The sequence below is a fragment of the Lichenicoccus sp. genome (assembly GCF_965277665.1).
Lineage (GTDB): Bacteria > Pseudomonadota > Alphaproteobacteria > Acetobacterales > Acetobacteraceae > Lichenicoccus.
This window is the reverse complement of sequence record NZ_OZ255835.1, coordinates 3,806,202-3,832,101: the sequence shown is the minus strand read 5'-3', so window position 1 is coordinate 3,832,101 and position 25,900 is coordinate 3,806,202. Positions and strand designations below refer to the sequence as shown.

Below are 25,900 nucleotides of genomic sequence, written 5' to 3'. Positions count from 1 at the left end.
GTTCGTTGTCGATTATCATGATCTTGCCTGATGGCAGTCTATGTAGCGACGAACGCGGATGACGAGCAGTGCAGCCTCATAGCTCACGCAGTCCCTCCCCACCCCGTCGCAGCCTCACCCCCGCCCCACCTCCGTTCTCCTGGATGAACTCAACACCAGCGGCCTCGAGTGCGGCGCGGATGGCCGACAGGTTGTTGGGATAGGGCACCCGGGCGCCTCGCTCGAAGTCCACTACAGTCTGACGGGAGACCTTGGCGCGCACCGCCAGTTCGGTCTGGCTGATTGCAAGCATTGCGCGCGCCCCGCGTGACTGCGCCGCGGACAACGTCATCGACGGCTCAATCTTTTTGATTGACGTTTGGTGCTCATGTCAATCATGATAATTGAGGTTGGACGACGTTCCAACTGAAAACGGCCGAGCGAGCGGCTGGAACCCGCGCGCCCGGCCTGACCATGAACCCGATGGAGGTCGGACTATGGCTACCCGCGCCCATACCACGCCCGAGGTGCGTCCGTCGCGCCGAGGCTTATTATCGACCGTCGGCTTAGCCGCGGTCGCGGCCGTCGGCTGGGTCCGGCCCGACACGACGGCGGCCGCTGCTCCGGCTCAACCGACGTCCAGTCCCGACGATCGACTGATCACCCTTTGCACCCAGTTCGATGACCTTGAACGCCAGATCATCCGGTCGCACGATGAAGACGGCGAGGACCAAGACGCCGAGGCCTTCCGCCGGAAGCTGTCCGATCGCCAGCACCCGCTGCTCCGGCAGATCGTCACCTTGCGCTCCACGACGCTGGAGGGCGCGCAAGCTCGGGCTCGGTCGCTGCACCTCTGGGACACAGAGATCAAGCACCAGGGGCAGTACGACGACAGCAACGTTAACGACGCGCTGCTCTGGGCCCTGGTCCGCGACCTGATCGGTGCAGCATGATGGCCAGCCTGGACGAGATCGCGCTAGTCCGGCTGGCGGCGCAGCGGACGGAAAGCCACCTCGGTTGGCTCAACGGCGCCATGACGTTGCTCTATATCTCGATGGGCAATGTAAAGCCTCCCGTGCACGAGGAGGTCGACACCTGGGTCCGGATCATCGAGTGGATGTCCGATGTTGTCGCCGACCTGGAGCGCAACCTGCAGCGGTCGCTCCAGCACGACGAGCTCGAGGCCATGGAAAAGCGGGTGAAGCAGTGACCCGCCAGTTCCGCGCCGCCGGCGATCCCATGCCCGCGACGCCGCCCAAGATGCCATCGCCGCCGCCGATCGGTCGGCCGCCTCGATCATGGAAGCCGCGCCCGCCAGCCGCGGGAGGCAAGCCATGACCCGCTGCTTCCGTATCCCGGTGCGCATCGGCGATCGCAAGCCGCCGGACGATGGCCCGCGCTGGCCGCCGGTGCCTGTCAGGCCGGCGCCGCCTGTGCTGGTGCCGACATGAGCCGCCCCGCGCGCAGGCCGTTCACCGCGCCCGGCGTGCCTGCAGCGATGCTTGCAGTAGCCGTCAACACCAAGCCATGCTGCTGGAAGGGGTGGCGGCCGGTACTGGACATACCGACCGCCTTGGCCTCGGAGATCAGGCTGGTGAGCAATGACGACGAGACCGGCAGGCATCCTGCATCCGGCATGTTTGGAAGGCCACTCTTTAATGCTCAGGACGTTCCCGGCCTGGTAAAGGTATCGGGCCTGCGTCCTGTTCAAGGCACCATCTTTTCGACGATTGCCGACGCACTATGTTTCGCCTTCGGCTCGGCAACATTTCTCGCACGGCTGAATACGTCGGAGAGCGATCTTGACGATCAGTTCCGCAAGATAGAACGATCAGCTCGCAACCTTCTTCAGGCCCTGGGTTACGAAAGTCGAGGAACATGGGAGGCCTTTCCAGGGCGCTTTCCTTCCCCACTGGATGACTTGATAGGGAGATCGACTGGTCAATTCCGCACGGGTGAAACCACCCGGGACATGAGGGAAGTCGGCCGCTTTCTCACAAGGCTGGCGGATCTCGCTAGAACTGCCGAGAGATATCCTGATCAAGAGCAACCAAGGACGGGCAAGCAACCGAAGCTCGGCGTCGACGAGCTCTTCAAGAGGCTAGCTGGGACATTCTTTGCCACCTTCGGGCTGGAGCCTATCGCCGGTCGCAAGGACACGTTCAACGAGCAACCAGGACAGCTATGGGCGGCGGCTGTACTGACGCTAGCCCGGGAGAGGTTCGCCAACTCGAATCAAGAACAGGAGCCAGAGCGGCAGAGACTTTTCGACCAGCTCGCGGAGATCAACGGACCACGCACGATTGCCGATCGTATGCAAGGCGGTTGGAAGCAGTGGGTTGCCTTACCTGAGGAAGAACGGTGGTTCGTCCCCGTGTGGCATCCGGCGGGTCATACGCCCGGTGATACCGGGGCGCCCGAATGGCTTTCTTTAGCCGGCATTCGAGCGCCCACAAATGATGGCGTCGAAACTTCGTCCTGATCAAACTGCCTGTGGATTACCGGAAATACCGGCACACGGGGAAATGATCATGAGCACGCCGTCCCGCCTCCTGACGATCGCTGAGGCCAAGGCCGAGTATCGCTACAGCCACTCGGGCATCTATCGCGACATCAACGCCGGCAAGATCGAGGCGATCAAGCGCGGCCGCAGTACTCTGCTGACCCGGGAGTCACTCGAGCGCGCAGTTGCGAGTGAGCCGCGCTTCGGCGCACAGGCCGCCTAAAGAAAAAGCCCCGTAACACAGCGGCGAGCTGCGCAACGGGGCTGATCAGATCAACAACGGCTACTCGTCCACGGCATGGTCGAAATAGCGGATCTGTTCGGCTCACTCAAGCTCTGCCTGCTCCCATTGGAGCGCAAAATGCGTGTCGACCCTTCCCGATTCGCCCGACAGGCGGATCCACTACTGAACCATCACTTCCGGCGGCGCTGGTGCGAGCCCAGCCTGTCCTCCCGAGAACTCGAGCACCTTAGCGAGCTCGCCGGCGCCGGCGGTAACCTGCAACGCGCCGAGGCTCTGTCCTGGGCAGCTCATGCCGCCCGGACCCGCGCGGAGGCGGCGCGATGAGCACCCGCCTCGCGATGATCCTGGAGCTGCAAGGCGTCGCGCAGGCGCCTCTGGTTCGGGCGGTTGCCGACGGTCACTTCGGCATGCTGGGGAGCGACCACTCCACGGACAACGTGTCCCGACACAAGCTCGACGTCCTGCCGGAGCCATACCTTGTTTGCGTTGCCGCGAACCAGGGGCCGGAACAAACAGCGTGCACCCGCTACATGCGAGAGTGGTCCTACTTCAGCGTCGTGCACGCCCGTGCCGAGCACGTAGACGACTACAAGGCGATCGCGCGCCTCGTGCCGCTGCACCGACGCGTGCTGCTGGTCGAGACGCTGCCGGCCCATGCGGCGGCGTGGCTCGCGTTCCTGTCCGGGAAGCCGTCCGAGAACTTCCTGGAGGCCCGGTCATGACGTGGGCCGATAGCGTCCGGACCATGGCGACCGAGAGCGGTGGCCTGCTGTCCCTACGCGTGTTCCGTCAGGACGACATGCCCGACCTGCTGGCTCATGCCCGCGCCGGCAATGCCGAGGCGTTCATGCTGGCAGAAGCGCTCTGCGGCGCACTGCAGGCGATTAGCAACGCACCCCGCAAGGCGCCGATGATTTGCGGTTGCTGCCCGCGGTCGTTCCCGAAGCATCCGTTCTCAATCGTCCTCGCTCTGCCTGAGGTCGACACCCCGATGACCGGGCTGTCTGTCGGGATCTGCAAGCGCTGCGCGACGGAACCCGAGGACATCCGCGACAAGGCCGTCATCGCGCTGCGCAAGCTGTTCCCGGATCTCCGACCGGTCGATCTCGGCCACGTGCACCAGGGTGGCCGCGCATGATCACCGCGGCGGATCTCGGACAGCGCCTCAGCCTGCGCAAGCTGAAGCGAGAGTGGCGCGGCGCCTGTCCGGCGTGCGGCTATGCGGCGGCTTTCAGCGTCCGCGCCGGCGAGCATGGCGCTGCTCTCGCCTGGTGCGCGTCCTGCCAGGACCAGGATGGCATCGAGGCAGCGCTGAACAGGGTCACAGCCGGCGCCTGGAAGCCGCCTGAGCGGCCGGACCAGCAGAGTGACCCTGAGCAGCGGGCCAAGAAGCAGGCAGCTGCCCTGCGCCTCTGGAGCGGTTCCGCCAAAGTGCCCGGCACCCTCGGTGAGCGCTACCTTGCGCAGCGTGGCCTGGCGACCCTCAGCACCTCCCCAGCCCTGCGCTTCCGCGAGGACTGTTACCATCCGCACAGCATGCGCCTGCCGGCCGTGGTGGCGCAGGTGGTCGACGTCGACGGCCGGCCGGTTGCGGTGCACCGGACCTACCTGGACCGCAGCAACGCCCGGAAGACGACGCACGAGCCGGCCAAGGCCTCTCTGGGTCCGGTCTGGCATGCTGCTGTGCGCCTGCAACCGCTCGAGCCAGGCCAGCCGCTGGTAATCGGCGAGGGGATCGAGACCAGTGCCAGTGCTGGCCTGATGATCGGGGCTCCGGCCTGGGCCGCAATCTCCTGCGGCAATCTGCAGTACGCCATGCAGCTGCCGCCCGAGGCAACCGACATCATCATCGCGACCGACAAGGACGATCCCGGCGAGCGGGCCGCACAGTCCGCTGCTTGCCGCTGGCAGGCCGAGGGCAGGCAGGTGCGCATCGCCCGTCCGAACGGCCCTGGCGACTTCAACCACCAGCTGCTGTGGGATGCGCATCATGGATAGCGCCGCGTCGTCGTTTCGCATCCAGCCTCCCCTGGCCTCGGCCTACAACGAGCCGGGCCTAACGTTCGACGGAGAGGACTGGCTCGAGGCGGAGATACCGCCGCGGCCATGGGTGGCGCCCGGTCACCTCCTGCGCGGTGCTGTGACGGTCTACGCAGGGGGCGCCGGCGTCAGCAAATCGAGCCTCATGGTCAGCTGCGCAGTGGCACTGGTTCTCGGCCTGCCGTTCGGCAAGTTCCGCCCGGTCAACCCGTGCCGAGTGCTGACCTACAACGTGGAAGACGACCAGGACGAGCAGCGGCGGCGGTTCTCAGCCGCCACACGTCACTTCGGGCATTCCGTTCACGACCTAACCGGCAAGCTCCTGCGCGTCGGCGTCGAGCGCATCGGCACCCTGCTCGGCGAGAGGCACGAACGTTTTGGGCCTCTGCCAGCCATGGAGGAGCTCGAGCTTCGCATCGCCGAGTTCGAGCCCGACGTCGTGATCCTGGATCCGCTGGTCGAGCTGCACGACCGCGACGAGAACGACAACACAGAGGTCCGCCGGGTCATGGCGCACTTCCGGTCGCTCGCCGTGAAGCACGATGTCGCTCTGGTGCTGCTGCATCACACCCGGAAGGGCACCGCCGCAGCCGCCGGCGATCCGGACAGCGCCCGCGGTGCCTCCGCCGTGATCGGGGCAGCCCGCATCGTTCTCACCGTCACCACGATGGCCGAGCCGGACGCGCAGGCCTTCGGCATCCCGGCCGACCAGCGGCAGAACTACTTCCGGGTCGACGAGGGCAAGGCGAACTACTCGGCCCTCGGCCAAGCCGACTGGTTCGAGAAGGTCGTCCACGTCCTGGAGAACGGCGACGCTGTCATGGCGCCGGCACCCTGGACGCCTCCGGTGGATGTCATCACCCCGGACAAACGCGCCAGCATCGAGGCCGACATTGCAATCGGCAGCGACACCGGCCCGTGGGCTGCCAAACTCTCCAAGGATGCCAGGTCGATCCGCAACCTGTTCTCCCGGCATGGGGTCAGCACCCTCAAGGGACAGCAGGCCCTGCTGGACGATCTGCTGATGCACGGCTTCGAGGTGGCAACCTTCAAGCGCCTCAACCGCACGACAGCGCAGGGCATCCGGTCCGCCGATGGTCGTCCGGCGAATGTCTCGTGGGTCGCCGGCGCCGAGGATCTGCCAGAGGGGACGCTGCAATGATCCGTGCGGTGTTCCGAGATAATCCGAGCGCTCGCATGGGTGGGAACCCCCTTAGGGAAAAAGCACCCATGCGTGCGCTTTTCCACACGTGCGGGTTCCGTGGTGATCCGTGCGGAAGACTGACCGAAAAGAGGGGTAGGACCCATGGGTGAAGCCAGACGGCGCCAGCAGGCGCAGACACATGCCGAGCTGCAGGCCGGCTTCGATGCTATGCAGGCGGAAGGGCAGGGTGTCTGGCGCATGGAGGCGATTGCCTCGCACCAGATCCCCTACATCCTGGTGGCAGCTGCTGGTGGCAACCAGGACGCGCGCCGCTATGCCGAGGCCATCGCCGATATGGTGCGTGCCATCACCCATTGGCCCGACGGTCAGAAGCCGCTCTGCATCACATGCGACACCATGTTCACGCCTAAGTCCGCTCATCCGGGTGGTCTCGTCATGCTGCACGCCGATCGCGCCGATGCCCGGCACCACTCCATCAGCTTGGTCTGCACGGATTGCTTTGATCGCCATGACCTGAAAGACCGCTGCCTCGCTAGACTGAACGGGCAAGGCTTCGACTTCCGCGAGATCCAGGTGCACCCCGCTGGGCAGGCCTGATCTCCCGGCAAACAGCCAGAGGCCACCACGCGCGAAAAATCACGTGGACGTCCGCTGGGGTGAACTCACCAGTGCAGTGCAGACGCGTTTAGCGAGGATCGTGCGCCCGGCTGTGTGCATGTCTCGCTTGTACCACCGCGAATGTTGCAAAGTCGGGAGTTCTGACGAGGCGATCGTGAGCTCGTCGAGACGACCGAGATTGCTTCGGCGCCGCATCGGACGAAGAAGAAGCTTGCAAGCGTCCAAAACGAGTGTAGCAATTACCCTCAACGTCCGTTCAGGAATTTCGCTACATGCCCAGACAGGTTGTCGCCTACCTCCGGGTCAGCACCGACAAACAGGGTCGCTCCGGGCTCGGCATGGAGGCTCAGCGCGAGGCCATAAGCCGTTTCGCCGCGGCCGAGGGCATGACGGTATCCACCTGGATCGCCGAGGTCGAGACGGGCAAGGGTGCGGACGCTCTTGAACGCCGCCCGATGCTGCGCGAGGCTCTCAACCAGGCTCGCGCCATCAATGGCCCGGTGATCGTGGCCAAGCTCGATCGGTTGAGCCGCGACGTGGCCTATATCGCCGGCCTGATGAGCCAGGGTGTGCCGTTCATCGTGGCCGAGTTGGGCGCCGATGCGGATCCGTTCATGCTGCACATCTACGCTGCGCTGGCCGAGAAGGAGCGAAAGATGATCTCAGAGCGGACAAAGGCTGCGCTGGCGTCGAAGAAGGGCACCGGGCAGCTAGGTGGCTATCGTCTCGGTGCGCCAGTGCCGGACACCGCTGTAGGCCTCGCTGCGCGCCGTGTGAAGGCGGCTGACTACGCTGCCAATGTCGGCCCGATCGTCCGTCAGCTGCGTGGTGAGGGTCTGTCCCTGCGTGCGGTGGCAGCCGAGCTGCAGCAGCGTGGTGTTAGAACCCCGCGCAAGGGCACCTGGACGGCGAAAGCGGTGGCAGGGCTGATCGGCTGAAGCCTTACGCGACCGGTAGCGGGCCACGTGCCTTTGGGGGCGGCGGCTTGGCAACCCCCACTGACGTCAGGCGCCGGATCATAATTGGCAGATCCGCAGCGACGTCCTTCGTCTTGCTAATCCCGGCCTGCAGCTCTGCCGCCACCAGGGTGGCCGCTGCCTGCAGGATCGCATCGTCGGAATACTGAGCCATAGCGTCTCCTAACCGACCAAAGCAGGGTCGGAGCGAAGTTCTAGCCGATGCCCCGCACGCTTCGCTATCCGCACCTGATCGCACCTAGAAGCAGACACGTTGTCGTTACTGAATTCCCACCTGTTCCCCGACGTTGCAGCGCCAGCACCAAGGTTCTAGGCCGAAAACCCGCACCGGACGTACTCTCGCACCAGCGCCGCAACGGAGTGCCTGGTGCCCGACCTCGATCTCCTTACTCTGGACGAAACGGCCGAGCGTGCACGGATCTCGATGCGCACGCTTCTCAAGCTGGTGGCCGAAGGCCGCGGTCCAGTCATCACCAAGCTCGGTGCGCGAACGTTCGTCCGCGCGGATCATTTTGCGCAGTGGATCGAGGGAAACGCTCAAACCTCCCGGCATCGATCTTCGATCGAGCTCACGAACCCTCTTACGGAGCAGCCCCATGGCTGAGCAAAAAGAACTGATAGAGGCCCTGACGGCGGTCGGGTGTGTCGACACCGACATCTGGCAGCTTGCCCACGAAGGCGTATCGGTGTCCGCGGCCGTGCTCGACCTGAAGGCCCGGTATCCGACGGTCTTCAAGAAGCCGTTCGATGTGATGACGGCCAGCGAGCCCGAGTATCAGGCGCACCGGAAAGGCTTCCTGCGCGACTTCAATCGCACGCAACAGCGGCGCCGCGACGAGCGTGAGATGGCCAAGCTGAGCGCTAGGTACGGGGCACGGGCATGAGCGACATCCAACGCCTCTTCGTCTCGGCCGCGATGAACCCGGCTAACGCCACGGTCGGTGCCTCGCCTGCCACGGGTCCGGGAACCGCGGCCTATGGCCCCAGTGGTGTCCCGGGTGGAACGATCGCAGCCGCCTTGACCCCTGGTGTCGTCGGCACGGTGCAGCTGCCCACGGTGCAGGCCGGTGGCGGCATCCTGGTCCGCAATGACGGCATCGCAGGCGCAATCCTGTTCTACAGCGACGCCGAGCCGAGTGGGGATGCAGTGTGGCCAGCCGCGGCCAGGAATGCCTCGCTTGCTGGAAGCCAGTCCGGTGGCACGGTGCGGATCCCACCCGGCCAGTTTGTCATCCTGACGGACACGACGGCCGGGCCGATTGCCACCTACACCGGCGGCCCACTGGCGATCTTCGCGGGCACATTTCAGTACGCCGTGCTGGCCAGCCCGCCGGATCACCCGAAGGCGGTGACCAAGCTATGAGCAAGGAACTGATCGAGGCCCTGCAGAAGGCGGGTGCGGTGGACTCCGACGTGCATCTGCTGGCCCGCACCGACGTGTCGGTGCAGGCAGCGGTGATCGACCTGCAGGGCCGCTACCCCGCCGCCTTCAAGCCGCCCTTCGATGCGCGCACGGCGCCCAAGGAAGAGGTCGAAGCCTGGTTTCGACGGCACACAGAAGACATGGAGCGCGAGACGCAGAGGCGGCGCAACGAGGCCGCCCTCGCTGACATGGAGCGGCTGTACGGAAAGGCGACCTGATGCTGGACATGACACTGCCACTGCTCACCGCGGCCGCGACCGAGGAGCAGCTGCGCGCGCACCTGACCCGGAACTGGAAGACGCGGGAACCTGTCCAGGCTGCCCTGGTGCAGGCCTATACTGCGGCCAAAAGCCAGCGCTTTGCCCCGATCGCGGCGCTCGATGCCTATTACCGCAGCCTGGAGCGCTCCATTTGGGACACGCGTCGACAGAACGCAGGCGCCGGGTTTAAGAATGCAGAAGACTGGAACTGCGAACTCAGGGTCCTGCGCCTGTCGCTGGCTGGCCTCGAGTACTACACGGCGTTCTCGGCACGCTGGGAAAAAATGTCCGATGCACAGCGCGTTGCCGAGCAGCTGCAGGCGCAAAAGGACGAGGAACACAAGGCCCTGCTGCGCAACATGAACCATGTCGCGGCGCTCACTCCTTCGCCGGTGTTCTCGCCGACCGCGTTCCTGCAGCAGCTCGAGGCCAGCGGCATCAGGGTTGCCGCCATCAAGCACGACCTGGTCGTGCACAATGCCGCGAAACTGACCGACCACCAGCGCCACCTCCTGAAAACCCAGAAGGCAGGCATCCTGCAGGCGTTAGGCAGCACGGAGACCTTCTGACGTGGGCATCGCCGTCGCCACCCCACGCTGTCAGGTCTGTGCCCACTCCAAGCTCGGCGAGATCAATCGCATTTGCATGGACAAGAAGAACACCAACGGCGCGATCGGCCAGATCTTCGGGGTGCACTACAAATCCGTTTCGCGGCACCGGAACGAGCACCTGCCCAAGGCCATGGTCGAGTATGCCACGCAGCAGGCCGCCGAGGTGCTGGCCGTGGAGACACCCGAAGCCGAGACGCCGCAGGACCAGATCAACGCCCTGATGACGAAAGCCCGGTCAGTCCTGGACAAGGTGGAGAAGAAAAAAGACTACACCAACACCATCCGGGCCCTGCGCGAGATCCGCGGCTGCATCGAACTGACCGCGAAGCTGAACGGCCAGATCGACCAGGGCGCCACCATCAACATCTTCGCGGCGCCGACGTGGATTGTCCTGCAGACAGCCATCATCACGGCGCTCGAGCCGTTCCCCGAGGCGCGCGCGGCGGTCCTGAAGGCGCTGCCCGCGTCGTGATCCCGATACCGCCCTTCGAGGAGCTGGCGGCAGAGATCCGGCATGCCCTGGACCCGGTGGCTTTCGCCCGGGAACGCTGCGCCTTCCAGCCGGACCCCTGGCAGGAGCGGGTGCTCGGATCGCGGCGGAAGCGGATCCTGATGAACTGCACCCGGCAGGCCGGCAAGACGACGGTCACCGCCATCCTGGCGCTGCATACCGCGCTCTATCGGCCCGGCTGCCTGATCCTGCTGTTCAGCAAGGGCGAGCGGCAGAGCACCGAGCTGCTGCTCAAGATACAGACGCTGATCGCCACCATGGTCCGGCCGCCAGGGATGCTGAAGGACGCCGCCACCGAGGTGCGCCTGAAGAACGGGTCTCGCATCGTGTCCCTGCCCGGCGATGGCGACAGCATCCGCGGCTACAGCGCGCCGGTGCTCATCGTGGAGGACGAGGCCGCCTTCGTGACCGACGCCCTGTTCGAGAGCTTCGCCCCGATGCTGGCCACGTCCAACGGGCGCCTGGTGCTGATGTCGACGCCGAACGGCAAGCGCGGGCATTTCCACTCGCTCTGGACGTCGCTGCGCCCGAACTGGCAACGCGAGAGCATCACGGCGCACCAGTGCCCGCGGATCTCCGCCGAGTACCTCGATGAGATGCGGCACGACTTCGGACCCTGGAAGTTCCGGCAGGAATTCGAGTGCGCCTTCGTGGAGGCCGACGATCAGTTCTTCTCGGACGTCGCGATCCAGCGTGCCTTCACCCGGTCCGTGCCGCTCCTGCCTCTGGTGTTCTAGATGCTCATTAACCCGTTCCTGCAGATCCCTGAGACGGTCTATGTCGAGGACCGCCAGGAGGTCACCCAGGGCGTGCCGCACTGTTTCGTCGTCGGCCTCGATCTGGGCAAGAGCCAGGACTACACCGCCCTGACCGTCAGCGAGCTGCACAAGGCCGAGCGGATCCACTGGAAGCGCACCGCCTTCGCGCCAGTGGCCACCGCCTACCGCCGCCGCGAGGTAATCAGGCATCAGGTCGTAAACTTGCACCGCTATCCCCGCGGCACCGACTATCCCTCGATCTACCGGTCAGTCCAATCGGTGATGCGCCAGCTGCCACCACGCGAGCGCAAGCCCGAACTGGTGGTCGACAAAACCGGTGTCGGGGCGCCCGTGGTCGACGCGATGCGGGAGATGGGGATGGCGCCGATCGCCGTGAGCATCACCGGCGGCAGGGTCGCGAACATGAACGACTACGCCAACTACACGGTCCCGAAGGCGCTGCTCGCGTCGGTGCTAGACATCACCCTGTCGGAGGAGCGGCTCGAGATCACCGAGGCGGCCGGTGCGTCGGAGGCGCTGCGCATGGAGCTGCAGAATTTCCACGCCAAGGTGAGCGCCAACGGCTCGGTGGCCCTCGAGGCGTGGCGAGAGGGGCATCACGACGACCTGGTGCTGTCGATGGCGCTGGCGGTGTGGCGGGGCGAGAACCTACCCCAGCCAGCACGGTGGACCTACATCGACATCATGAGCCGGTAGGCATCGTCGCTGCAGGCTAAAGAATGACGTTAATTACTTGGGCTTTTCGGAGTGACCAAACGCAGGGTGCTCATGTCAATGGGCCCCGCGGTGTTAAGGCGATCTCCAACACGCACCTGTCGGACCCAGTCAAGATTTTCATAGAAGGTCGCGGCAATTTCATCCACGCTGACTTCAGGTTGCGCGGGAATGACCGACAGCAGTTCCAGTCCTGCGGGCGTAAAGTTGCATCCGTCAACATGCCAACCAAACTTTATGGGCCGCACATCGACCAGTATGAAGCTGTCTCGGATCTCTAACAAGCCGGAAGGCTCATTAGGACCGACTAAAGTCCTAATACCAGGCTGGTTGACGATCGAGAAGCTTTCAAGAAGTCTGAGCGGCTCAGCCCATTCCCCCCGCTTGCTTACAGGAATGTAGATCCAGTTCTGCCTCAAGATATAGGGAGCAAGCTTGATCAAGGCATTTACGACTTGTGCGTCAAGAATGCTGGCTATGTGTAGAGTATGTCTGGAGATCGCTCCCGGGCGCCTAATTTCTCCCGCCAAAATTCGCCCTAACAGGTCCGCAAGTTCTTCCGTCGACGCTTTCTCGGCAACTTCTTCGAAAGCATCCATAAAATCGTCGGACGGCGCAGCTGCCGACGACGGGAGATCCTCGTCTGCCAGCGCTGCTACCGTCCTAGTTGCAACTGCTTCCCGGTTTTTCTGTTTTCGCGTCAGGCTGCGGGTCCACCGATCCAATGCACGATCAGCCAGTTCCTGGTTATCGTTATCGGAAACCCGAGATTTTGCCACTTTGGCAACTTGATTTATGATCAGCTTTCTTGCCTCAGTCTCGTCGCGAATGCCCTGAGCAATCTGTTCAAACTTTGCGACCGGCATGTCCGTCGTGGCAAAAAGCAGCCTGCCTAGAGCTTCCTGTACTGGTTTGCTGACAAGCAGGCGAAGAAGGCCACCGTCAGCGAGGTTGCCTAACATTTCTGTAGAGGAGGTGCCCTCACCGGAGGCGCCATCGCCTATATCCGCTGCAGCCATCTATTCAACTCCACGTCCGTATACTCAACCGTATACCGGCGCCCAAACTCGGCATTAACCTGTTGAAGTTGCTTTGCTCTGTGGCGGACCCGAAAGGATTCGAACCTTCGGCCTTCGCCTTCGGAGGGCGACGCTCTATCCAGCTGAGCTACGGGTCCCGCCGGGGCTGAATAGCCTGATCACCCCGCCCTGCCAAGCCTTCAGCTGCCGCCGGCCAGGTTGTCCAGGCCGGACGGCAGGAACACCGGCACGCTGGTCTGCCAGCTCGCGCCGGCACTCCAGGCCGACGCCGCGACATCGGCTCCCGACGGCAACGGCCGGCCGGGATCGCGTGTCCAGGAGACGATGTCGGCGATCACCGCGTCGCGGCCGCCGTCGCGCATCAGCAGGTGATAGCCGTGCGGGTAGTACGCGCGTCGGACCTGGGGCGGCAGCCGGGCCCAGGTGGCCGCCATGGCGCCAGCCGGCACCAGGTCGTCATGCGCGCCGTAGGCCATCAGCACGCGGCCCCTCGCCCCAAGCGCGCTCGCCGCCGCCCGGGTCATCAACTGCACGAGGCCGCGCAACGCCGTGGTCCGGCTGCCGGTCAGGGTCAAGGGATCGTACGACAGCCGGTAGAGCGCGGCCAGGTTGTCACTCGCCACCACGTGCAGCGCGACCTCGCGTCCGGTCAGGCGCCAGTCCGGGGTGAGCGTGGCGGCGGCCCAGAGCGAGGCCGTCAACAGCGGGCTCATCCGGGTGCTGCTCCACACCGCGGGCGCCAGCAGGATGACACCCGCCAGCGACGGCGCACCGGCGCGCGCCGCCAGGCACAGCGCCACCGCACCCCCCATGCTCTCGCCCATGACGTAGAGCGGCAGGCCCGGATGGGTGGCGGCGGCCAGGCGCGCCATCTGCGCCGCATCGTCGACCAGCCGGTCGCTGCCGGGCCAGCGGCCGCGATCGGGCGCCTGCCCGAAACCGCGCTGGTCCGGCGCATAGACGGCAATGCCGTGCGCTGCCAGCGCCGGACCCGAGAGCTCCCACGCGTCGCGGCTGTCATTGAAGCCGTGCAGGGCCAGCACGACGGCGCGCGTTGCGCCCGGCGGCGGCTGCCACACCCGGAGCGGCATGCGGGCGCCGTCCGCCAGCGTCCAGGTCAGGTCCGGGGGCACCAGCCGGCGATCGGCGTCCAATGCCTGGCGAGAGATCGCCGGCTGGGTCGCAGGATGCTGCGGCGAACCTGTGGCACAGCCGGCGAGCGGCAGCAGCACGGTGAGAGGCACCAGCACGGGGAGCAGCGGGAGACGGAGGTTTGTAAGCACGGCCTTCCTGCGTATCATCCGGCCACGATACCGGCCACAGACGAGGCGCATCCATGCCGTTCGGCGCATCGACCCCTACCCCGCAGCTCGGCGAGATCGAGACACTGGTCGTCGGCAGCCGGGTGCTGGCGTGCGACGGCGGCGACGGGCCGCTCGGCCATCCCCGGGTCTGGCTGCGCATCGTCGAGAGCCAGACCTTCTGTCCGTACTGCTCGCGTGTCTATGTGCTCGACCAGAACGCGGCCGATGCCGGCGATACCGGCCACTGAGCGCCCGGACGCGACGTGCCAGGACGCAGCGTGCCAGGACCTGACGTGCCAGACAGCATCGAGATCGACGCCGAGATCCCGCCCGCCACGCTCACGGACGCGCATCTCGTCCTGATCGACGGCTCCGGCTTCATCTTTCGCGCGTTCCATGCCCTGCCGCCGATGAACCGGGCCGACGGCACCCCGGTGAACGCGGTGTTCGGTTTCACCAACATGCTGGCGCGGTTCCTGCGCGACCATGTCGGCAGCCATCTCGCGGTCATCTTCGATGCCGGCCGCCGCACCTTCCGCAACGAGCTGTACAGTGCTTACAAAGCCCATCGGCCGGAGCCTCCCGAGGAGCTGATCCCGCAATTCGCCCTGGTGCGCGAGGCCACCGCCGCCTTCGGCATCCCGGCGATCGAGCTGGCCGGCTGGGAAGCCGACGACCTGATCGCCGCCTATGCCAAGGCGATGTCCCAGGCCGGCGGCCGCTGCACCATCGTCTCGTCGGACAAGGACCTGATGCAGCTGATCCGGCCCGGCGTGGACATGCTGGACCCGATCAAGCAGAAGCCGATCGGCGAGGCCGAGGTGCGCGACCGCTTCGGCGTCGGTCCCGACAAGGTGATCGAGGTGCAGGCGCTGATGGGCGACAGCGTCGACAACGTCCCGGGCGTGCCGGGCATCGGGCCGAAGATCGCGAGCACGCTGGTGGCCGAGTTCGGCGACCTCGAATCCATCCTGGCGGCGGCGCCGGCGATGAAGCCGTCCAAGCGGCGCGACATGCTGATCCAGCACGCCGAGGCGGCGCGTATCTCCCGCCGCCTGGTGATCCTCCGCGACGACGCGCCGCTGCCGCTGCCGATCGGCGAACTCGGCTTCGCGCAACCCGATCCGCCGCGGCTCGCGACCTGGCTGGACGGCATGGGCTTCCGCTCGATCAGCCAGCGGCTCGGCCTGGACGGCCAGGCGGTGGCCACGGTGCCAGCTGCCGCCGCCGGCCCTGCCGACGCCGCATCGCAGAGCGTGCCGTTCGCCGGCTACGAGACCGTCACCGATCTCGCCGTGCTGCAGGCGTGGATCGCGGAGGGGCAGGCCAGCGGCCTGTGCGCCATCGACACCGAGACCGACGGGCTGGACCCGATGCGCGCCAGGCTGGTCGGCTTCTCGCTGGCGACCGCCCCCGGACGCGCCTGCTACGTGCCGCTGCTGCATGACGGCGACCTGGAGAACCCGGTCGGCGCGCAGATCGAGGCCGGCCCGGCGCTGGCCGCGCTGGCGCCGCTGCTGAACGATCCCGGCACGCTGAAGGTGTTCCAGAACGCCAAGTTCGACCTCCTGGTATTGGAGCATGCCGGCGCGCCACGGGCGAGCCCGATCGAGGACACCATGCTGATCTCCTATGCGATGGAGGCCGGCAGCCACGGGCACGGCATGGACGAGCTGTCCGCGCGGCATCTCGGCCATACCCCCGTCACCTACGACCAGGTTACCGGCACCGGCCGCAACCGTATCCCGTTCGCCCGGGTCGATCTCCGCCGCGCCACCGACTACGCCGCCGAGGATGCAGACGTCACCCTGCGGCTATGGCACGTCCTGCGGCCTTTGTTGCGCCCGAACCGCTCGCTCGTGCTCTACGAGCAGCTCGAGCGGCCACTGATACGCATCCTGGCCGACATGGAGCAGGCCGGCATCAGCGTCGATGCCGTCGAGTTGCGCCGGCTGTCGGAGGATTTCGCCCGGCGCATGGCGGTGATGGAGACCGAGATCCACCGCCTCGCCGGACGCGCGTTCAACCTCGGCAGCGCCAAGCAGCTCGGCGAGATCCTGTTCGACGAGATGTCCCTGCCCGGCGGCAGGCGCATGAAGACCGGCGCCTGGGGCACGGACAGTTCGGTGCTGCAGGGCCTGGCCGAGCAGGGCCACGACCTGCCGGCGCGTATCCTGGACTGGCGGCAGCTGGCCAAGCTGAAATCCACCTACGCCGACGCGCTGGTCGACGAGATCAATCCGGCCACCGGCCGCGTGCACACCTCGTTCCAGATGGCGATCACCTCGACCGGGCGGCTGTCGTCGAACGAGCCCAACCTGCAGAACATCCCGATCCGCACCGAGGAGGGCGGCCGCATCCGCCGCGCCTTCATCGCCGCCCCCGGGCATGTGCTGGTCTCGGCCGACTATTCGCAGATCGAGCTGCGCCTGCTCGCCCATGTCGCCGGCATCCCGGCGCTGAAGCAGGCGTTCGCCGAGGGCCAGGACATCCATGCGCGCACCGCGAGCGAGGTGTTCGGCGTGCCGATGCAGGGCATGGATGCGGCGACCCGCCGCCGCGCCAAGGCGATCAATTTCGGCATCATCTACGGCATCAGCGCGTTCGGGCTCGGGCGCCAGCTCGGCATCCCGCCGGGCGAGGCGCGCAGCTACATCGACGCCTATTTTGCCCGCTATCCCGGCATCCGCGACTTCATGGAGAGCACCCGCGAGGCGGCGCGCCGGCACGGCTACGTGCTGACTCCGTTCGGGCGGCGCTGCTGGATCCCGGGCATCGCGGAGAAGAACCCGGCGCGACGCGGCTATGCCGAGCGCCAGGCCAGCAACGCGCCGCTGCAGGGCGGTGCCGCCGACATCATCAAGCGCGCGATGGTGCGCCTGCCCGCGGCCCTTGCCGAAGCGGGGCTGGCCGCGCGGCTGCTGCTGCAGGTGCATGACGAGTTGCTCTTTGAGGCACCGCAGAGCGAGGCCGCGCCGCTGCAGGCCCTGGCCAAGCGGATCATGGAGGGGGCGGCCAGCCTCTCGGTGCCGCTGGTGGTGGAGACCGGCCACGGGCATAGCTGGGGCGACGCGCATTGAACCGCGCCGCCGCCGCCTTGTCCGGCATTGGCGCTGCCCTGCTGCTGGCCGCGGTCGGTCTTGCGGTCATCGATCCGGCGATCCTGCATCCGTTCACTCCAGCGGCGGGGGGCGAACAGTCCAACCTGGATATCGGCGGTCCGTTCACCCTTACCGCCGCCGATGGCCGCACCGTCACCGATGCGGATTTCCGCGGCAAGTGGATGCTCGTCTATTTCGGCTATACGCACTGCCCGGATGCCTGCCCGACGGCGCTGAACAACATCGCCAATGCGCTCGACATGCTCAAGGAGCGCCAGAAGGACATGGCGCCGGTGTTCATCACCGTCGATCCGGCGCGCGACACGCCGGACGTGATGGGCAAGTATGTGGGACTGTTCGACAAGCAGATCACCGGCCTGACCGGAACGCAGGCGCAACTCGACATCGCCGAGCAGGAATACCGTGTGTACGCTGCCCGCCACGCAGAAAAGAACGGCGGCTACTCGATGGACCACAGCTCGATCATCTACGTGATGGACAAGGCCGGCCATTTCTCGACGTTTATCGATGGCGCGGCGAGTGCCGAGGACATCGCGGCCAGGCTGCGGAAACTGGACAGCTAGGTGCGGGCGCCGCTGCTGCCGGTCCTGCTGGGCCTCGGGCTTTGTGCCCCTGCGGGCGCATCGGCCGTGCAACCTGTGGCCGCACCGTTCCAGCCCGAGCATCGCGGCGGCTCTCTCCGGCTGACGGCGGATGCGAACGGCGGCACGCTGGACCCGCAGATCAACTATGTCAGCACCAACGCGCAGATCTTCGCTGTCACCAATGACGGCCTGACCGCTTTTGCCAAGGTCGACGGTCCCGGCAGCGCCACCATCGTCGCCGATCTCGCGGACAGCCTGCCGATTCCCACCGATGGCGGCCGCACCTATGTGTTCCACCTGCATCCCGGCATCCGCTTCTCCACCGGGCAGACTCTGAAACCGTCCGACGTGCTCGCCACCATGCGGCGCATCTTCAAGGTAGGCAGTCCGACCGCCGGAAGTTTCTATGGCGGCATCGTCGGCGCCACCCAATGCCTCAAGGACGCGGCGCATTGCACGCTGGCCGGCGGCGTCGAAGCCGACGATACCGGGGGCACCGTCACCTTCCACCTGACCCAGCCGGATGGCGAGTTCTTCGACAAGCTGGCGATGCCGCACGCTTCCGTGGTCCCGGCCGACACCCCGATCAGGGACCTCGGCAATATTCCGGCTGCCGCCACCGGGCCGTACCGGATCACGGCCTTCGATCCCAACCACGGCATGACGCTGGAACGGAACCCCTATTTCCATGTCTGGGACCCGGTTGCGCAGCCGGAGGGCTATGCCGACCGCATCCAGTATGATTTCGGCCTGACCGACGAGGCACAGGTCACCGCGGTCGAGAATGGCCAGTACGACTGGATGTTCAACAACAAACCGCTCGATCGGCTCAGCGAGCTTGGCGACCGCTACGCCTCGCAGGTCCACATCCAGGACATGTTCGCGATCTTCTACGTGCCGATGAACATGAACCTGCCGCCGTTCAACAACCTCGAGGCCAGGCAGGCGGTCAACTATGCGGTCAACCGTGCCGCCATGGCGATCTTCTTCGGCGGCCCTGCGGTCGCCGAGCCGCTCTGCGAGATGGTCCCGACCGGCATTCCGGGCCGCATCGATGCCTGCTTCTACAGCAAGGGCGCAGACTTCGATCATCCCGCACAGCACTGGCAAAAGCCCGACCTCGTACGTGCCCGCGCGCTGGTCAAGGCGAGTGGCACCAAGGGCGCGAAGTTGACTCTGATCGTACCCAACCGAGCTGTCGACATATCGATGGGGATCTACCTGCAGAACACGCTGCGGCAGATCGGCTACGACACCTCGGTCAAGTTCGTGACCGACGCCATCGAGTTCAATTACATCCAGAATACCAACAACAAGGTGCAGATCAGCCTGACTGACTGGTTCGCGGATTATCCCGCCGCGTCGAACTTCCTCGACGACCTGTTCGGCTGCGAGAACTTCCATCCCGGCTCGGACTCGTCGATCAACATCTCAGGGATGTGCGACCGCACGATCCAGGCCGCCATGCAACAGGCCGGACGGATTTCTGTCACTGATCCGAAAGCCGGTGCGGCGCTATGGTCGCAGGTCGGGCGGCAGATCATGCAGACCTCTGCGGCGGCTCCGCTGATCCAGTTCAAGTATATCGACCTGGTCTCGAAGCGATTGGGGCACTATACGTACACCTTGCTGTACCACATGCTGTTCTCGCAGGTCTGGGTGCAATGAGTGCCGCGCCACCGATCACGCGCCGCGGCGCACGGCGCTCCGGTCCGTGGGCCACGGCGGCCGCAACGCTCGGGCGCGACCGCGCCGCGATGCTCTCGCTCGCGGGGCTGCTACTGATCGTGGCGGCCTGCGTGCTGGCGCCGGTCTATGCGCACGACATCGCGCACACCGATCCGTTCGACAGCGACGTGGCCGCCACCGTGACCCTGGACGGCCACGACCTCGCGGTGATGCAGCCCAACGACAACCCGCTGCATCTCGGCCTCAGCCCGCTGGCGCCGACCTGGCATCCATCCGCCTATCTGCTGGGCTCCGACAGCCAGGGCCGCGACGTGATGGCAAGGCTGCTGTATGGCGGCCGCAACTCGCTGCTGATCAGCGCCGCCGCCACGCTGCTTTGTATTGTCATGGCCGCGGTGGTCGGCATCGTGTCGGGCTTCTTCGGCGGCCTCGTCGATGCGGCACTGTCGCGGCTGATGGACATCATGTGGGCCGTCCCGGTCTATCTGTTCGCGATCTCGCTCTCCATCGTCACCATCAGCCAGGGCCTGCGCATCGGCCCGTTCACCATCGAAAGCGACAACCTCCTGCTGCCGATCGGCATCATCGCGCTGGTCTATGTGCCGTACGCCGCGCGCCCGATACGCGGCCGCGTGCTCTCGCTGCGCAACAGCGAGTTCGTGCTCGCGGCACGCGGCCTCGGCGTGCCGCGATCGCGGATCCTGCTGCGCGACATCCTGCCCAATGTCAGCTCCACGCTGATCGTGCTGGCGCCGCTGCTGATGGCGCTGGCGATGCTGGCGGAGTCCGCGCTGTCGTTCCTGTCGATCGGCGTGCAGGCGCCGGCGGCGAGCTGGGGCACCATCATCCAGGATGGCCAGGGCCTGATTTACACCCGCCCGATGGTGGCCCTGGCACCCGGGCTTGCCATCGTGCTCACGGTGCTGGCGCTCAACCTCCTCGGCGACGGTCTGCGCGACGCGCTCGACGTGCGCGAGACCAGCCGGAGGCGTGGCTGATGGCGCTCGCCGTCCTTGCCCGCCTCGGCCAGACCGTCTTCGTGCTGTTCGGCATCAGCGTGCTGGTGTTCGTGGTGTTCTTCGCAACGCCGGGCGCCGATCCGACCGCGCGCATCGCCGGCCGCAACGCCTCGCCGGAGACCCTGGCGCTGATCCGGCACGAGTACGGCTTCGACCGCTCGCTGCCGGTGCAGTACGAGCGCATGATGGGCCGCCTGTTCATCACCCGCGACCTGACCTCGTTCGTCGACCATGGCGAGCGCGTGGTCCCCGAAGTGTTCCACGCCGCCCCGGTCACGCTCTCCCTGGTGTTCGGCGCCGCGATCGTCTGGGTGCTGGCGTCCATCGGCATGGGCACGCTCGCCACCGCGCTGCGCGGCAGCCTGGTGGATCGCGGCCTGATGATCCTCGGCCTGATCGGCATCTCGATGCCGGTGTTCTGGCTCGGCGAGGTGATCAACCTCATCACCCAGAGCCGCCTGCACGACACCTGGATGTTCTCCTGGGTGCCGGGGCTCGGCTACGTGCCGCTGACACAGGACCCCGTGCGCTGGTTCAAGGTGCTGGTGATCCCGTGGATCACGCTGGCGATCCTGTTCATCGGCATCTATGGCCGCGTGCTGCGCGCCGACCTCGTCGCCGCCTACAGCGAGGATTTCATGCGCACCGCGCAGGCCAAGGGGCTGTCGGCCAGCCGGGTGCTGTTCCGGCACGGCCTGCGCACCTCGATGATCACCTTCGTCTCGCTGTTCGGCCTGGATTTCGCGCAGCTCGTCGGCGGCGGCGCGCTGCTCACCGAGGTGGTCTTCGGCCTGCAGGGGGTCGGCCGGCTGACATACCAGGCGCTGTCCAACCTCGACCTGCCGCTGATCATGGCCACCGTGATGTATTCCGCGGTGTTCGTCGTGCTGGCGAACGCGCTGGTCGATATTCTCTACGTGTTCCTCGACCCGAGGGTGCGCGATGCACGATGAGCTGCTCGCCGCGCGCGCGCTCAGCATTGCGCTTCCTGGGGCGCACGGCCGCATGATCCGCATCGTCGAGGAGCTCAGCTTCTCGCTTTGCCCGCGCGAGATCCTCGGCATCGTCGGCGAGTCCGGTTCCGGCAAGAGCATGACGGCGCTGGCGATCATGGGGCTGATCGACGTGCCGGGGGCGAGCATCACCGGCTCGATCCGCTTCAAGGGCCAGGAGCTGGTCGGGCTGGGGGCCCGCGCGCTGCGCCACCTGCGCGGCCGCGAGATCGCGATGATCTTCCAGGACCCGATGACCGCACTCACGCCGGTGCATACCATCGGCTGGCAGATCGACGAGCAGATCCGCGCGCATGAAAGCCTGAGCCGGGCCGGCGCCCGCGCGCGCACCATCGACCTGCTCGGCGAGATGGGCGTGCCCGACCCGAAGCGGGCCGCCGACCGCTATCCGCACCAGCTCTCCGGCGGCCTGCGGCAGCGCGCGATGATCGCCATGGCGCTGTCGTGCAACCCGTCGCTGCTGATCGCCGACGAGCCGACCACGGCGCTCGACGTCACCGTGCAGGCGCAGATCCTCGACCTGCTGCGCCGCTTGCGCCGCGACTTCGGCTCGTCGGTGCTGCTGATCACGCACGACATGGGCGTGGTGGCCGAGACCTGCGACCGCACGCTGGTGATGTATGCCGGCAATGCCGCCGAGCGCGGCCCGACCGGCGCGATCTTCGCCGACCCCGGGCATCCCTACACCCGCGCCCTGCTCGCCTCGATCCCGCCGATGCACGGCGTGCGCCCCGCCCGCCTGCTTTCCATCCCCGGCCAGCCGCCGAGCCCCGCCGACCGTCCGAGCGGCTGCCCGTTCCGGCCGCGCTGCCCGCTCGCGCATGCGGCCTGCGAGCGGACGCCGCCGATGGTCCGGCGCGGCGAGCAGGATATCGCGTGCGTGCTCGCGGCATGATGTCCGCCCCGGCCCCGATCATCGAGGCCCGCAACCTCGGCAAGCACTACCGCGTCGGCGGCGGCCTGTTCGGACGCGCCCGGCTCACGCTGCGCGCGCTCGACGACGTCTCGCTCGCGGTCATGCCGGGGGAGACACTCGGCATCGTCGGCGAATCCGGCTGCGGCAAATCCACACTCGGGCGCTGCCTGCTGCGTCTTGCCGACAGCAGCTCCGGCCGCGTGCTGTTCGAAGGCCAGGACATCACCGCACGCAGCCAGCGCGCCCTGCGCCGGCTGCGGCCGCGCATGCAGATGGTGTTCCAGGACTCCTATGCCTCGCTCAACCCGCGCCGGCGCATCGACGACCTGCTGGCCGAGCCCATGCGCGTGCACCGGCGACCGGACGGCGCGCCGCACGACCGCGCGTTCATCGCGCGCCGACTGCGCGACCTGCTCGACCTGACCGGACTGCCCGCCAGCGCGCTCGACCGCTATCCGCACGAGTTCTCCGGCGGCCAGCGCCAGCGCATCAACATTGCACGGGCGCTGGCGCTGCAGCCCAGCCTGATCGTCGCCGACGAGCCGGTCTCCGCCCTCGACGTCTCGATCCAGGCGCAGATCATCAACCTGTTCACCGATCTGCGCGAGACGCTGGGGCTGACCTACATCTTCATCGCGCACGACCTCAGCGTGGTGCGCCACATCGCCTCGAGCGTGGCCGTGATGTATCTCGGCGCCATCGTCGAGCGCGGCGCGACCGACAGCGTCCTGCATGCGCCGGCGCACCCCTACACGGCGGCGCTGATCACGGCGATCCCGGAGCCGGTCGTGAGCGCGCACGCGCGTGCCCGCGTCATCCTCAAGGGCGACGTGCCGAGCCCGCTCTCGCCCCCGCCGGGCTGCCGCTTCCACACCCGCTGCCCGCAGGCGCAGTCACGCTGCCGCAGCGAGATCCCGCCGCTCCGGCCCATCCTGTCCACACCGGGCGCAAGCGAGCACGCCGTCGCCTGCCATTTCCCGCTGGCAGGCTCCTGAAAAAGCAAGGCCAGGGCGCTGCCCTGGTCCCGCTGGGGCCGAAAGGCCCCAGACCCCGATTCTTAAAGTTAAGGATTTCAAAGGCTCGCCTTTGATGGGCTTGAGCCGCGAAGCGGATCGAGGGGGCAAATCCCTTGGCCTTCACTAGAGCCTGATCCGATCGATCATGCTCAGCTTGTCGTTTGACAGAGCAGCTTTATCCGACACTTGGCATCGCGAAGCGATTCCAATTGATCGGATGCTGCTCTAGATCAATCTGGTAGAGCAAGTTTACCGGCTCAACTTGAGCCGGTCTTGCTCTAGGTCATGTGGACGGATTTGGACAAGATGAGGCCGCAGGCGAAGGCCACGATTGACTCGTAGTTCTGCCGGGTTTTCTCGCATCGCAATGTTACTCGCTTGAAGCGCTTGAGCTTGCCGACTGCCTGCTCGATACGGGCGCGAGTTTTGTAGAGCAGCCTCGGGAAGTGCCTGGGGCTGTGGACGGTGATCTTGCGGACCGGAATCAGTGGGACGATGCCAAGCTTTCGTGCTGCGCTTCGGTTGCTCTTGGCGTCGTAGCCTTTGTCAGTCAGCACGGCACGCGGCTTGATGTCGGGACCGATGCCGAGCAACAGGGGGAACTGCGGGCTGTCGTTGGCCTCGCCGCCGGTCAGATGGAAGGCGAGTGGCTGCCCATCGAAGTCGGTCTTGAGGTGGATTTTGGTCGAGAAGCCGCCGCGCGACCGGCCAAGCGCCTGATTTTGCTGCCCCCTTTTGCACCTGCGGCCGAGACATGAGCGCGAACCGTAGTGCTGTCGAACATCTGCACGAGGTGCGCTCTGGGGCTGAGTTCGGCCAGCGACTGAAAGAATGCCTCGAAGACACCGCTGTTGCTCAGCCGCGAGAACCGCTTCCAGACCGTGTTCCAGAGCCCGTATTCGGCTGGCAGCGCCCGCCACGAGACGTTCTGCAGCGTGAAGAAATGCAGCGCCTCGAGAAAGCGTCTGTCATCACGAGCCTTCTCGCCCCGCCTCGGAAGACGATCGTGTCCCACCGCGTGGTGTAGAGCGGCGTATCTGGGCAGCGTTGGCTGCGTGATCAGGCGGCCATTGATGGCAGGCTGACGGCGAGATCATCGCTCAGCGGTGCGATGGTTTCCAGCGTCATGTAGCGTGCGCGTTGCACGGCCCACTCGTCGTTCTGCTCCAGCAGCAGGGCGCCGATCAGGCGCGTGACCGCGGCTTCGTTCGGGAAAATCCCGACGACTTCGCTGCGTCGCTTGATCTCGCCGTTGAGGCGCTCGAGAGGATTGGTGCTGTGCAGCTTGGCTCGGTGCTGCGCCGGAAACCCCATGTAGGCCAGCACGTCCACCTCGGCATCGTCCATAAGTGTCGCCAGCCGGGGCACGCGAGGACGGACCTGATCGGCGACTTCGCGCCACTGCCTACGGGCCGCCGCCGCATCGTCCTGGGCGAATGCCGTGCCGATCCAGGCCGAGACGATGCGGCGCTGGGTCTTCCCGGCGTGTGCGAGCGCGTTGCGCATGAAATGCACGCGGCACCTCTGCCAGGTGGCGCTGAGCACCTTGGTGATGGCAGCCTTCAGGCCCTCGTGCGCGTCAGAGATCACCAATTTCGTGCCGCGCAGGCCGCGCCGCGCCAGGCTGCGCAGGAATTCGGTCCAGAACGGCTCGGCCTCGCTGTGCCCGACGGTCATGCCGAGAACCTCGCGCCTGCCGTCGGTGTTGACGCCGACCGCGATGATCACCGCGACCGAGACGATATGGTGGTCGCGCCGCACCTTCACGTAGGTCGCGTCGAGCCAGACATAGGGCCAGTCGCCCTCGATCGGCCGGCCCAGGAAGGCATTCACCCGCTCGTCGATCTCGCTGCAGAGACGCGAGACCTGGCTCTTGCTGATGCCCTCCATGCCCATGGCCCGGACCAGATCGTCGACCGAGCGGGTCGAAATCCCCTGGATGTAGGCTTCCTGAATGACAGCGGTCAGGGCCTTCTCGACCATGCGCCGGGGCTCGAGGAAAGACGGAAAGTAGCTGCCACGGCGCAGCTTTGGGATCCGGAGCTCGACCGTCCCGGCCCTGGTTTCCCAGTCCCGGTCACGGTAGCCGTTGCGCTGGTTGATCCGGTCGGTGCTCCGCTCGCCTGGTGCCGCGCCGCACAAGGGCTCGGTCTCCAGCTGCATCAGGCGCTCGGCGGCGAAGCCGATCATCTCGCGCAGGAACATCGCGTCAGAGCCCTTCTCCAGCAGCGCGCGAAGGGCGATCTTGTCGTCGGTCATCGTGGTGGTCCCAGGTCAGAGTTGCGTGTCGCAACCCAACCCTACCCAGTGCCGCCGCGATGGCCGCCATCAGGCCTGCCTGCGCTCCCGCCTCCGGCGGTCGCTGCGACAGGC

General features: G+C 66.3%; 32 protein-coding genes, 1 tRNA gene and 1 pseudogene. 26 read left to right on the top strand and 8 right to left on the bottom strand.

The window, feature by feature from the left end:
* Positions 1-76: 76 nt before the first annotated feature.
* On the bottom strand, positions 77-331 hold the full coding sequence (locus tag ACQY4O_RS17940) for a helix-turn-helix transcriptional regulator (RefSeq protein WP_428377765.1): 255 nt from the start codon (positions 329-331) through the stop codon (positions 77-79).
* A gap of 145 nt (positions 332-476) precedes the next feature.
* Here ACQY4O_RS17940 and ACQY4O_RS17935 point away from each other — a divergent pair, with 145 nt between their 5' ends.
* From ACQY4O_RS17935 to ACQY4O_RS17890, 10 genes are all read left to right on the top strand, one after another.
* On the top strand, positions 477-932 hold the full coding sequence (locus ACQY4O_RS17935; RefSeq protein ID WP_428377763.1) for a hypothetical protein: 456 nt from the start codon (positions 477-479) through the stop codon (positions 930-932).
* The gene (locus ACQY4O_RS17930; RefSeq protein WP_428377761.1) at positions 929-1,189 is read left to right on the top strand and encodes a hypothetical protein; all 261 of its coding nucleotides are present in this window, start codon (positions 929-931) and stop codon (positions 1,187-1,189) included. Before ACQY4O_RS17935 ends, ACQY4O_RS17930 begins: the two co-directional genes overlap by 4 nt.
* Before the next feature lie 384 nt (positions 1,190-1,573).
* Positions 1,574-2,461 (top strand): hypothetical protein, encoded by an 888-nt coding sequence (locus ACQY4O_RS17925; protein WP_428377760.1) that lies wholly within the window; start codon positions 1,574-1,576, stop codon positions 2,459-2,461.
* Positions 2,462-2,510: 49 nt separating this feature from the next.
* Positions 2,511-2,705, top strand: coding sequence for a helix-turn-helix domain-containing protein (locus ACQY4O_RS17920; protein ID WP_428377758.1), 195 nt, complete (start codon positions 2,511-2,513; stop codon positions 2,703-2,705).
* Between the two features lie 341 nt (positions 2,706-3,046).
* On the top strand, positions 3,047-3,448 hold the full coding sequence (locus ACQY4O_RS17915) for a hypothetical protein (RefSeq protein ID WP_428377757.1): 402 nt from the start codon (positions 3,047-3,049) through the stop codon (positions 3,446-3,448).
* Between the two features lie 23 nt (positions 3,449-3,471).
* The gene (locus tag ACQY4O_RS17910; RefSeq protein ID WP_428377755.1) at positions 3,472-3,864 is read left to right on the top strand and encodes a hypothetical protein; all 393 of its coding nucleotides are present in this window, start codon (positions 3,472-3,474) and stop codon (positions 3,862-3,864) included.
* Entirely contained in the window at positions 3,861-4,724 is an 864-nt protein-coding gene (locus tag ACQY4O_RS17905) for a DUF7146 domain-containing protein (RefSeq protein WP_428377754.1), read from the top strand. Before ACQY4O_RS17910 ends, ACQY4O_RS17905 begins: the two co-directional genes overlap by 4 nt.
* Entirely contained in the window at positions 4,717-5,928 is a 1,212-nt protein-coding gene (locus ACQY4O_RS17900; RefSeq protein WP_428377753.1) for an AAA family ATPase, read from the top strand. Before ACQY4O_RS17905 ends, ACQY4O_RS17900 begins: the two co-directional genes overlap by 8 nt.
* 210 nt (positions 5,929-6,138) lie before the next feature.
* The gene (locus ACQY4O_RS17895; RefSeq protein ID WP_428377752.1) at positions 6,139-6,528 is read left to right on the top strand and encodes a hypothetical protein; all 390 of its coding nucleotides are present in this window, start codon (positions 6,139-6,141) and stop codon (positions 6,526-6,528) included.
* 293 nt (positions 6,529-6,821) lie between these two features.
* Entirely contained in the window at positions 6,822-7,487 is a 666-nt protein-coding gene (locus ACQY4O_RS17890; protein WP_428377750.1) for a recombinase family protein, read from the top strand.
* 4 nt (positions 7,488-7,491) lie between these two features.
* Here the strand turns inward: ACQY4O_RS17890 and ACQY4O_RS17885 are convergent, their stop codons facing one another.
* Positions 7,492-7,680 carry a hypothetical protein gene (locus ACQY4O_RS17885; protein ID WP_428377749.1) on the bottom strand — a complete coding sequence of 63 codons (189 nt, stop codon included), beginning with the start codon at positions 7,678-7,680 and terminating at the stop codon, positions 7,492-7,494.
* 213 nt (positions 7,681-7,893) lie between these two features.
* On the opposite strand from ACQY4O_RS17885, the gene ACQY4O_RS17880 reads away from it, so the two are divergent.
* Genes ACQY4O_RS17880 through ACQY4O_RS17845 form a run of 8 tightly spaced genes read left to right on the top strand, consistent with a single transcriptional unit; the run spans position 7,894 to position 11,806 of the window.
* Positions 7,894-8,130, top strand: coding sequence for a helix-turn-helix transcriptional regulator (locus ACQY4O_RS17880; RefSeq protein ID WP_428377748.1), 237 nt, complete (start codon positions 7,894-7,896; stop codon positions 8,128-8,130).
* Complete coding sequence (locus tag ACQY4O_RS17875) at positions 8,123-8,410, top strand: hypothetical protein (RefSeq protein ID WP_428377746.1); 288 nt, start codon at positions 8,123-8,125, stop codon at positions 8,408-8,410. Before ACQY4O_RS17880 ends, ACQY4O_RS17875 begins: the two co-directional genes overlap by 8 nt.
* Positions 8,407-8,889, top strand: coding sequence for a hypothetical protein (locus tag ACQY4O_RS17870; RefSeq protein WP_428377745.1), 483 nt, complete (start codon positions 8,407-8,409; stop codon positions 8,887-8,889). Before ACQY4O_RS17875 ends, ACQY4O_RS17870 begins: the two co-directional genes overlap by 4 nt.
* Positions 8,886-9,167 carry a hypothetical protein gene (locus ACQY4O_RS17865; RefSeq protein WP_428377743.1) on the top strand — a complete coding sequence of 94 codons (282 nt, stop codon included), beginning with the start codon at positions 8,886-8,888 and terminating at the stop codon, positions 9,165-9,167. Before ACQY4O_RS17870 ends, ACQY4O_RS17865 begins: the two co-directional genes overlap by 4 nt.
* 8 nt (positions 9,168-9,175) lie before the next feature.
* Entirely contained in the window at positions 9,176-9,778 is a 603-nt protein-coding gene (locus tag ACQY4O_RS17860; protein WP_428377742.1) for a hypothetical protein, read from the top strand.
* A gap of 1 nt (position 9,779) precedes the next feature.
* On the top strand, positions 9,780-10,292 hold the full coding sequence (locus tag ACQY4O_RS17855) for a hypothetical protein (protein WP_428377740.1): 513 nt from the start codon (positions 9,780-9,782) through the stop codon (positions 10,290-10,292).
* Positions 10,289-11,068 (top strand): terminase large subunit domain-containing protein, encoded by a 780-nt coding sequence (locus tag ACQY4O_RS17850; RefSeq protein WP_428377738.1) that lies wholly within the window; start codon positions 10,289-10,291, stop codon positions 11,066-11,068. The genes ACQY4O_RS17855 and ACQY4O_RS17850 overlap by 4 nt, the downstream gene beginning before the upstream one ends.
* Positions 11,069-11,806 carry a hypothetical protein gene (locus tag ACQY4O_RS17845; RefSeq protein WP_428377737.1) on the top strand — a complete coding sequence of 246 codons (738 nt, stop codon included), beginning with the start codon at positions 11,069-11,071 and terminating at the stop codon, positions 11,804-11,806.
* Between the two features lie 29 nt (positions 11,807-11,835).
* Here ACQY4O_RS17845 and ACQY4O_RS17840 read toward each other — a convergent pair whose 3' ends face one another.
* From ACQY4O_RS17840 to ACQY4O_RS17830, 3 genes are all read right to left on the bottom strand, one after another.
* The gene (locus ACQY4O_RS17840; protein ID WP_428377736.1) at positions 11,836-12,843 is read right to left on the bottom strand and encodes a DUF2806 domain-containing protein; all 1,008 of its coding nucleotides are present in this window, start codon (positions 12,841-12,843) and stop codon (positions 11,836-11,838) included.
* 81 nt (positions 12,844-12,924) lie between these two features.
* Positions 12,925-13,001 (bottom strand) — tRNA-Arg (locus tag ACQY4O_RS17835).
* A 42-nt stretch (positions 13,002-13,043) separates the two neighbouring features.
* The gene (locus ACQY4O_RS17830) at positions 13,044-14,114 is read right to left on the bottom strand and encodes an alpha/beta fold hydrolase (protein ID WP_428377734.1); all 1,071 of its coding nucleotides are present in this window, start codon (positions 14,112-14,114) and stop codon (positions 13,044-13,046) included.
* An 86-nt stretch (positions 14,115-14,200) separates the two neighbouring features.
* Between ACQY4O_RS17830 and ACQY4O_RS17825 the strand changes: the two genes are divergently transcribed.
* From ACQY4O_RS17825 to ACQY4O_RS17790, 8 genes are read left to right on the top strand one after another with little or no spacing between them, the layout of a single operon-like run.
* A complete protein-coding gene (locus ACQY4O_RS17825; RefSeq protein WP_428377732.1) occupies positions 14,201-14,416 on the top strand; it encodes a zinc-finger domain-containing protein in 216 nt (71 codons plus the stop codon).
* A 45-nt stretch (positions 14,417-14,461) separates the two neighbouring features.
* Positions 14,462-17,248, top strand: a complete 2,787-nt coding sequence (polA, locus tag ACQY4O_RS17820) for a DNA polymerase I (protein WP_428377730.1) — start codon at positions 14,462-14,464, stop codon at positions 17,246-17,248.
* Positions 17,245-17,853 carry an SCO family protein gene (locus ACQY4O_RS17815; RefSeq protein WP_428377728.1) on the top strand — a complete coding sequence of 203 codons (609 nt, stop codon included), beginning with the start codon at positions 17,245-17,247 and terminating at the stop codon, positions 17,851-17,853. The genes polA and ACQY4O_RS17815 overlap by 4 nt, the downstream gene beginning before the upstream one ends.
* Positions 17,854-19,542 (top strand): ABC transporter substrate-binding protein, encoded by a 1,689-nt coding sequence (locus ACQY4O_RS17810; RefSeq protein WP_428377727.1) that lies wholly within the window; start codon positions 17,854-17,856, stop codon positions 19,540-19,542. It begins immediately after the preceding gene.
* On the top strand, positions 19,539-20,561 hold the full coding sequence (locus ACQY4O_RS17805; protein ID WP_428377725.1) for an ABC transporter permease: 1,023 nt from the start codon (positions 19,539-19,541) through the stop codon (positions 20,559-20,561). Before ACQY4O_RS17810 ends, ACQY4O_RS17805 begins: the two co-directional genes overlap by 4 nt.
* Positions 20,561-21,535 (top strand): ABC transporter permease, encoded by a 975-nt coding sequence (locus ACQY4O_RS17800; RefSeq protein ID WP_428377723.1) that lies wholly within the window; start codon positions 20,561-20,563, stop codon positions 21,533-21,535. The genes ACQY4O_RS17805 and ACQY4O_RS17800 overlap by 1 nt, the downstream gene beginning before the upstream one ends.
* Positions 21,525-22,490 carry an ABC transporter ATP-binding protein gene (locus ACQY4O_RS17795; protein ID WP_428377722.1) on the top strand — a complete coding sequence of 322 codons (966 nt, stop codon included), beginning with the start codon at positions 21,525-21,527 and terminating at the stop codon, positions 22,488-22,490. Before ACQY4O_RS17800 ends, ACQY4O_RS17795 begins: the two co-directional genes overlap by 11 nt.
* On the top strand, positions 22,487-23,506 hold the full coding sequence (locus ACQY4O_RS17790) for an ABC transporter ATP-binding protein (RefSeq protein ID WP_428378236.1): 1,020 nt from the start codon (positions 22,487-22,489) through the stop codon (positions 23,504-23,506). The genes ACQY4O_RS17795 and ACQY4O_RS17790 overlap by 4 nt, the downstream gene beginning before the upstream one ends.
* A gap of 299 nt (positions 23,507-23,805) precedes the next feature.
* Here the strand turns inward: ACQY4O_RS17790 and ACQY4O_RS17785 are convergent.
* From ACQY4O_RS17785 to ACQY4O_RS17775, 3 genes and pseudogenes are all read right to left on the bottom strand, one after another.
* Positions 23,806-24,225 (bottom strand): annotated as a pseudogene (locus tag ACQY4O_RS17785) (transposase); the annotation flags it as partial.
* Positions 24,159-24,542, bottom strand: coding sequence for a transposase (locus ACQY4O_RS17780; RefSeq protein WP_428377720.1), 384 nt, complete (start codon positions 24,540-24,542; stop codon positions 24,159-24,161). The pseudogene ACQY4O_RS17785 and the gene ACQY4O_RS17780, both read right to left, overlap by 67 nt.
* Positions 24,543-24,586: 44 nt before the next feature.
* On the bottom strand, positions 24,587-25,786 hold the full coding sequence (locus ACQY4O_RS17775; RefSeq protein ID WP_428377718.1) for an IS256 family transposase: 1,200 nt from the start codon (positions 25,784-25,786) through the stop codon (positions 24,587-24,589).
* Between the last annotated feature and the right edge of the window lie 114 nt (positions 25,787-25,900).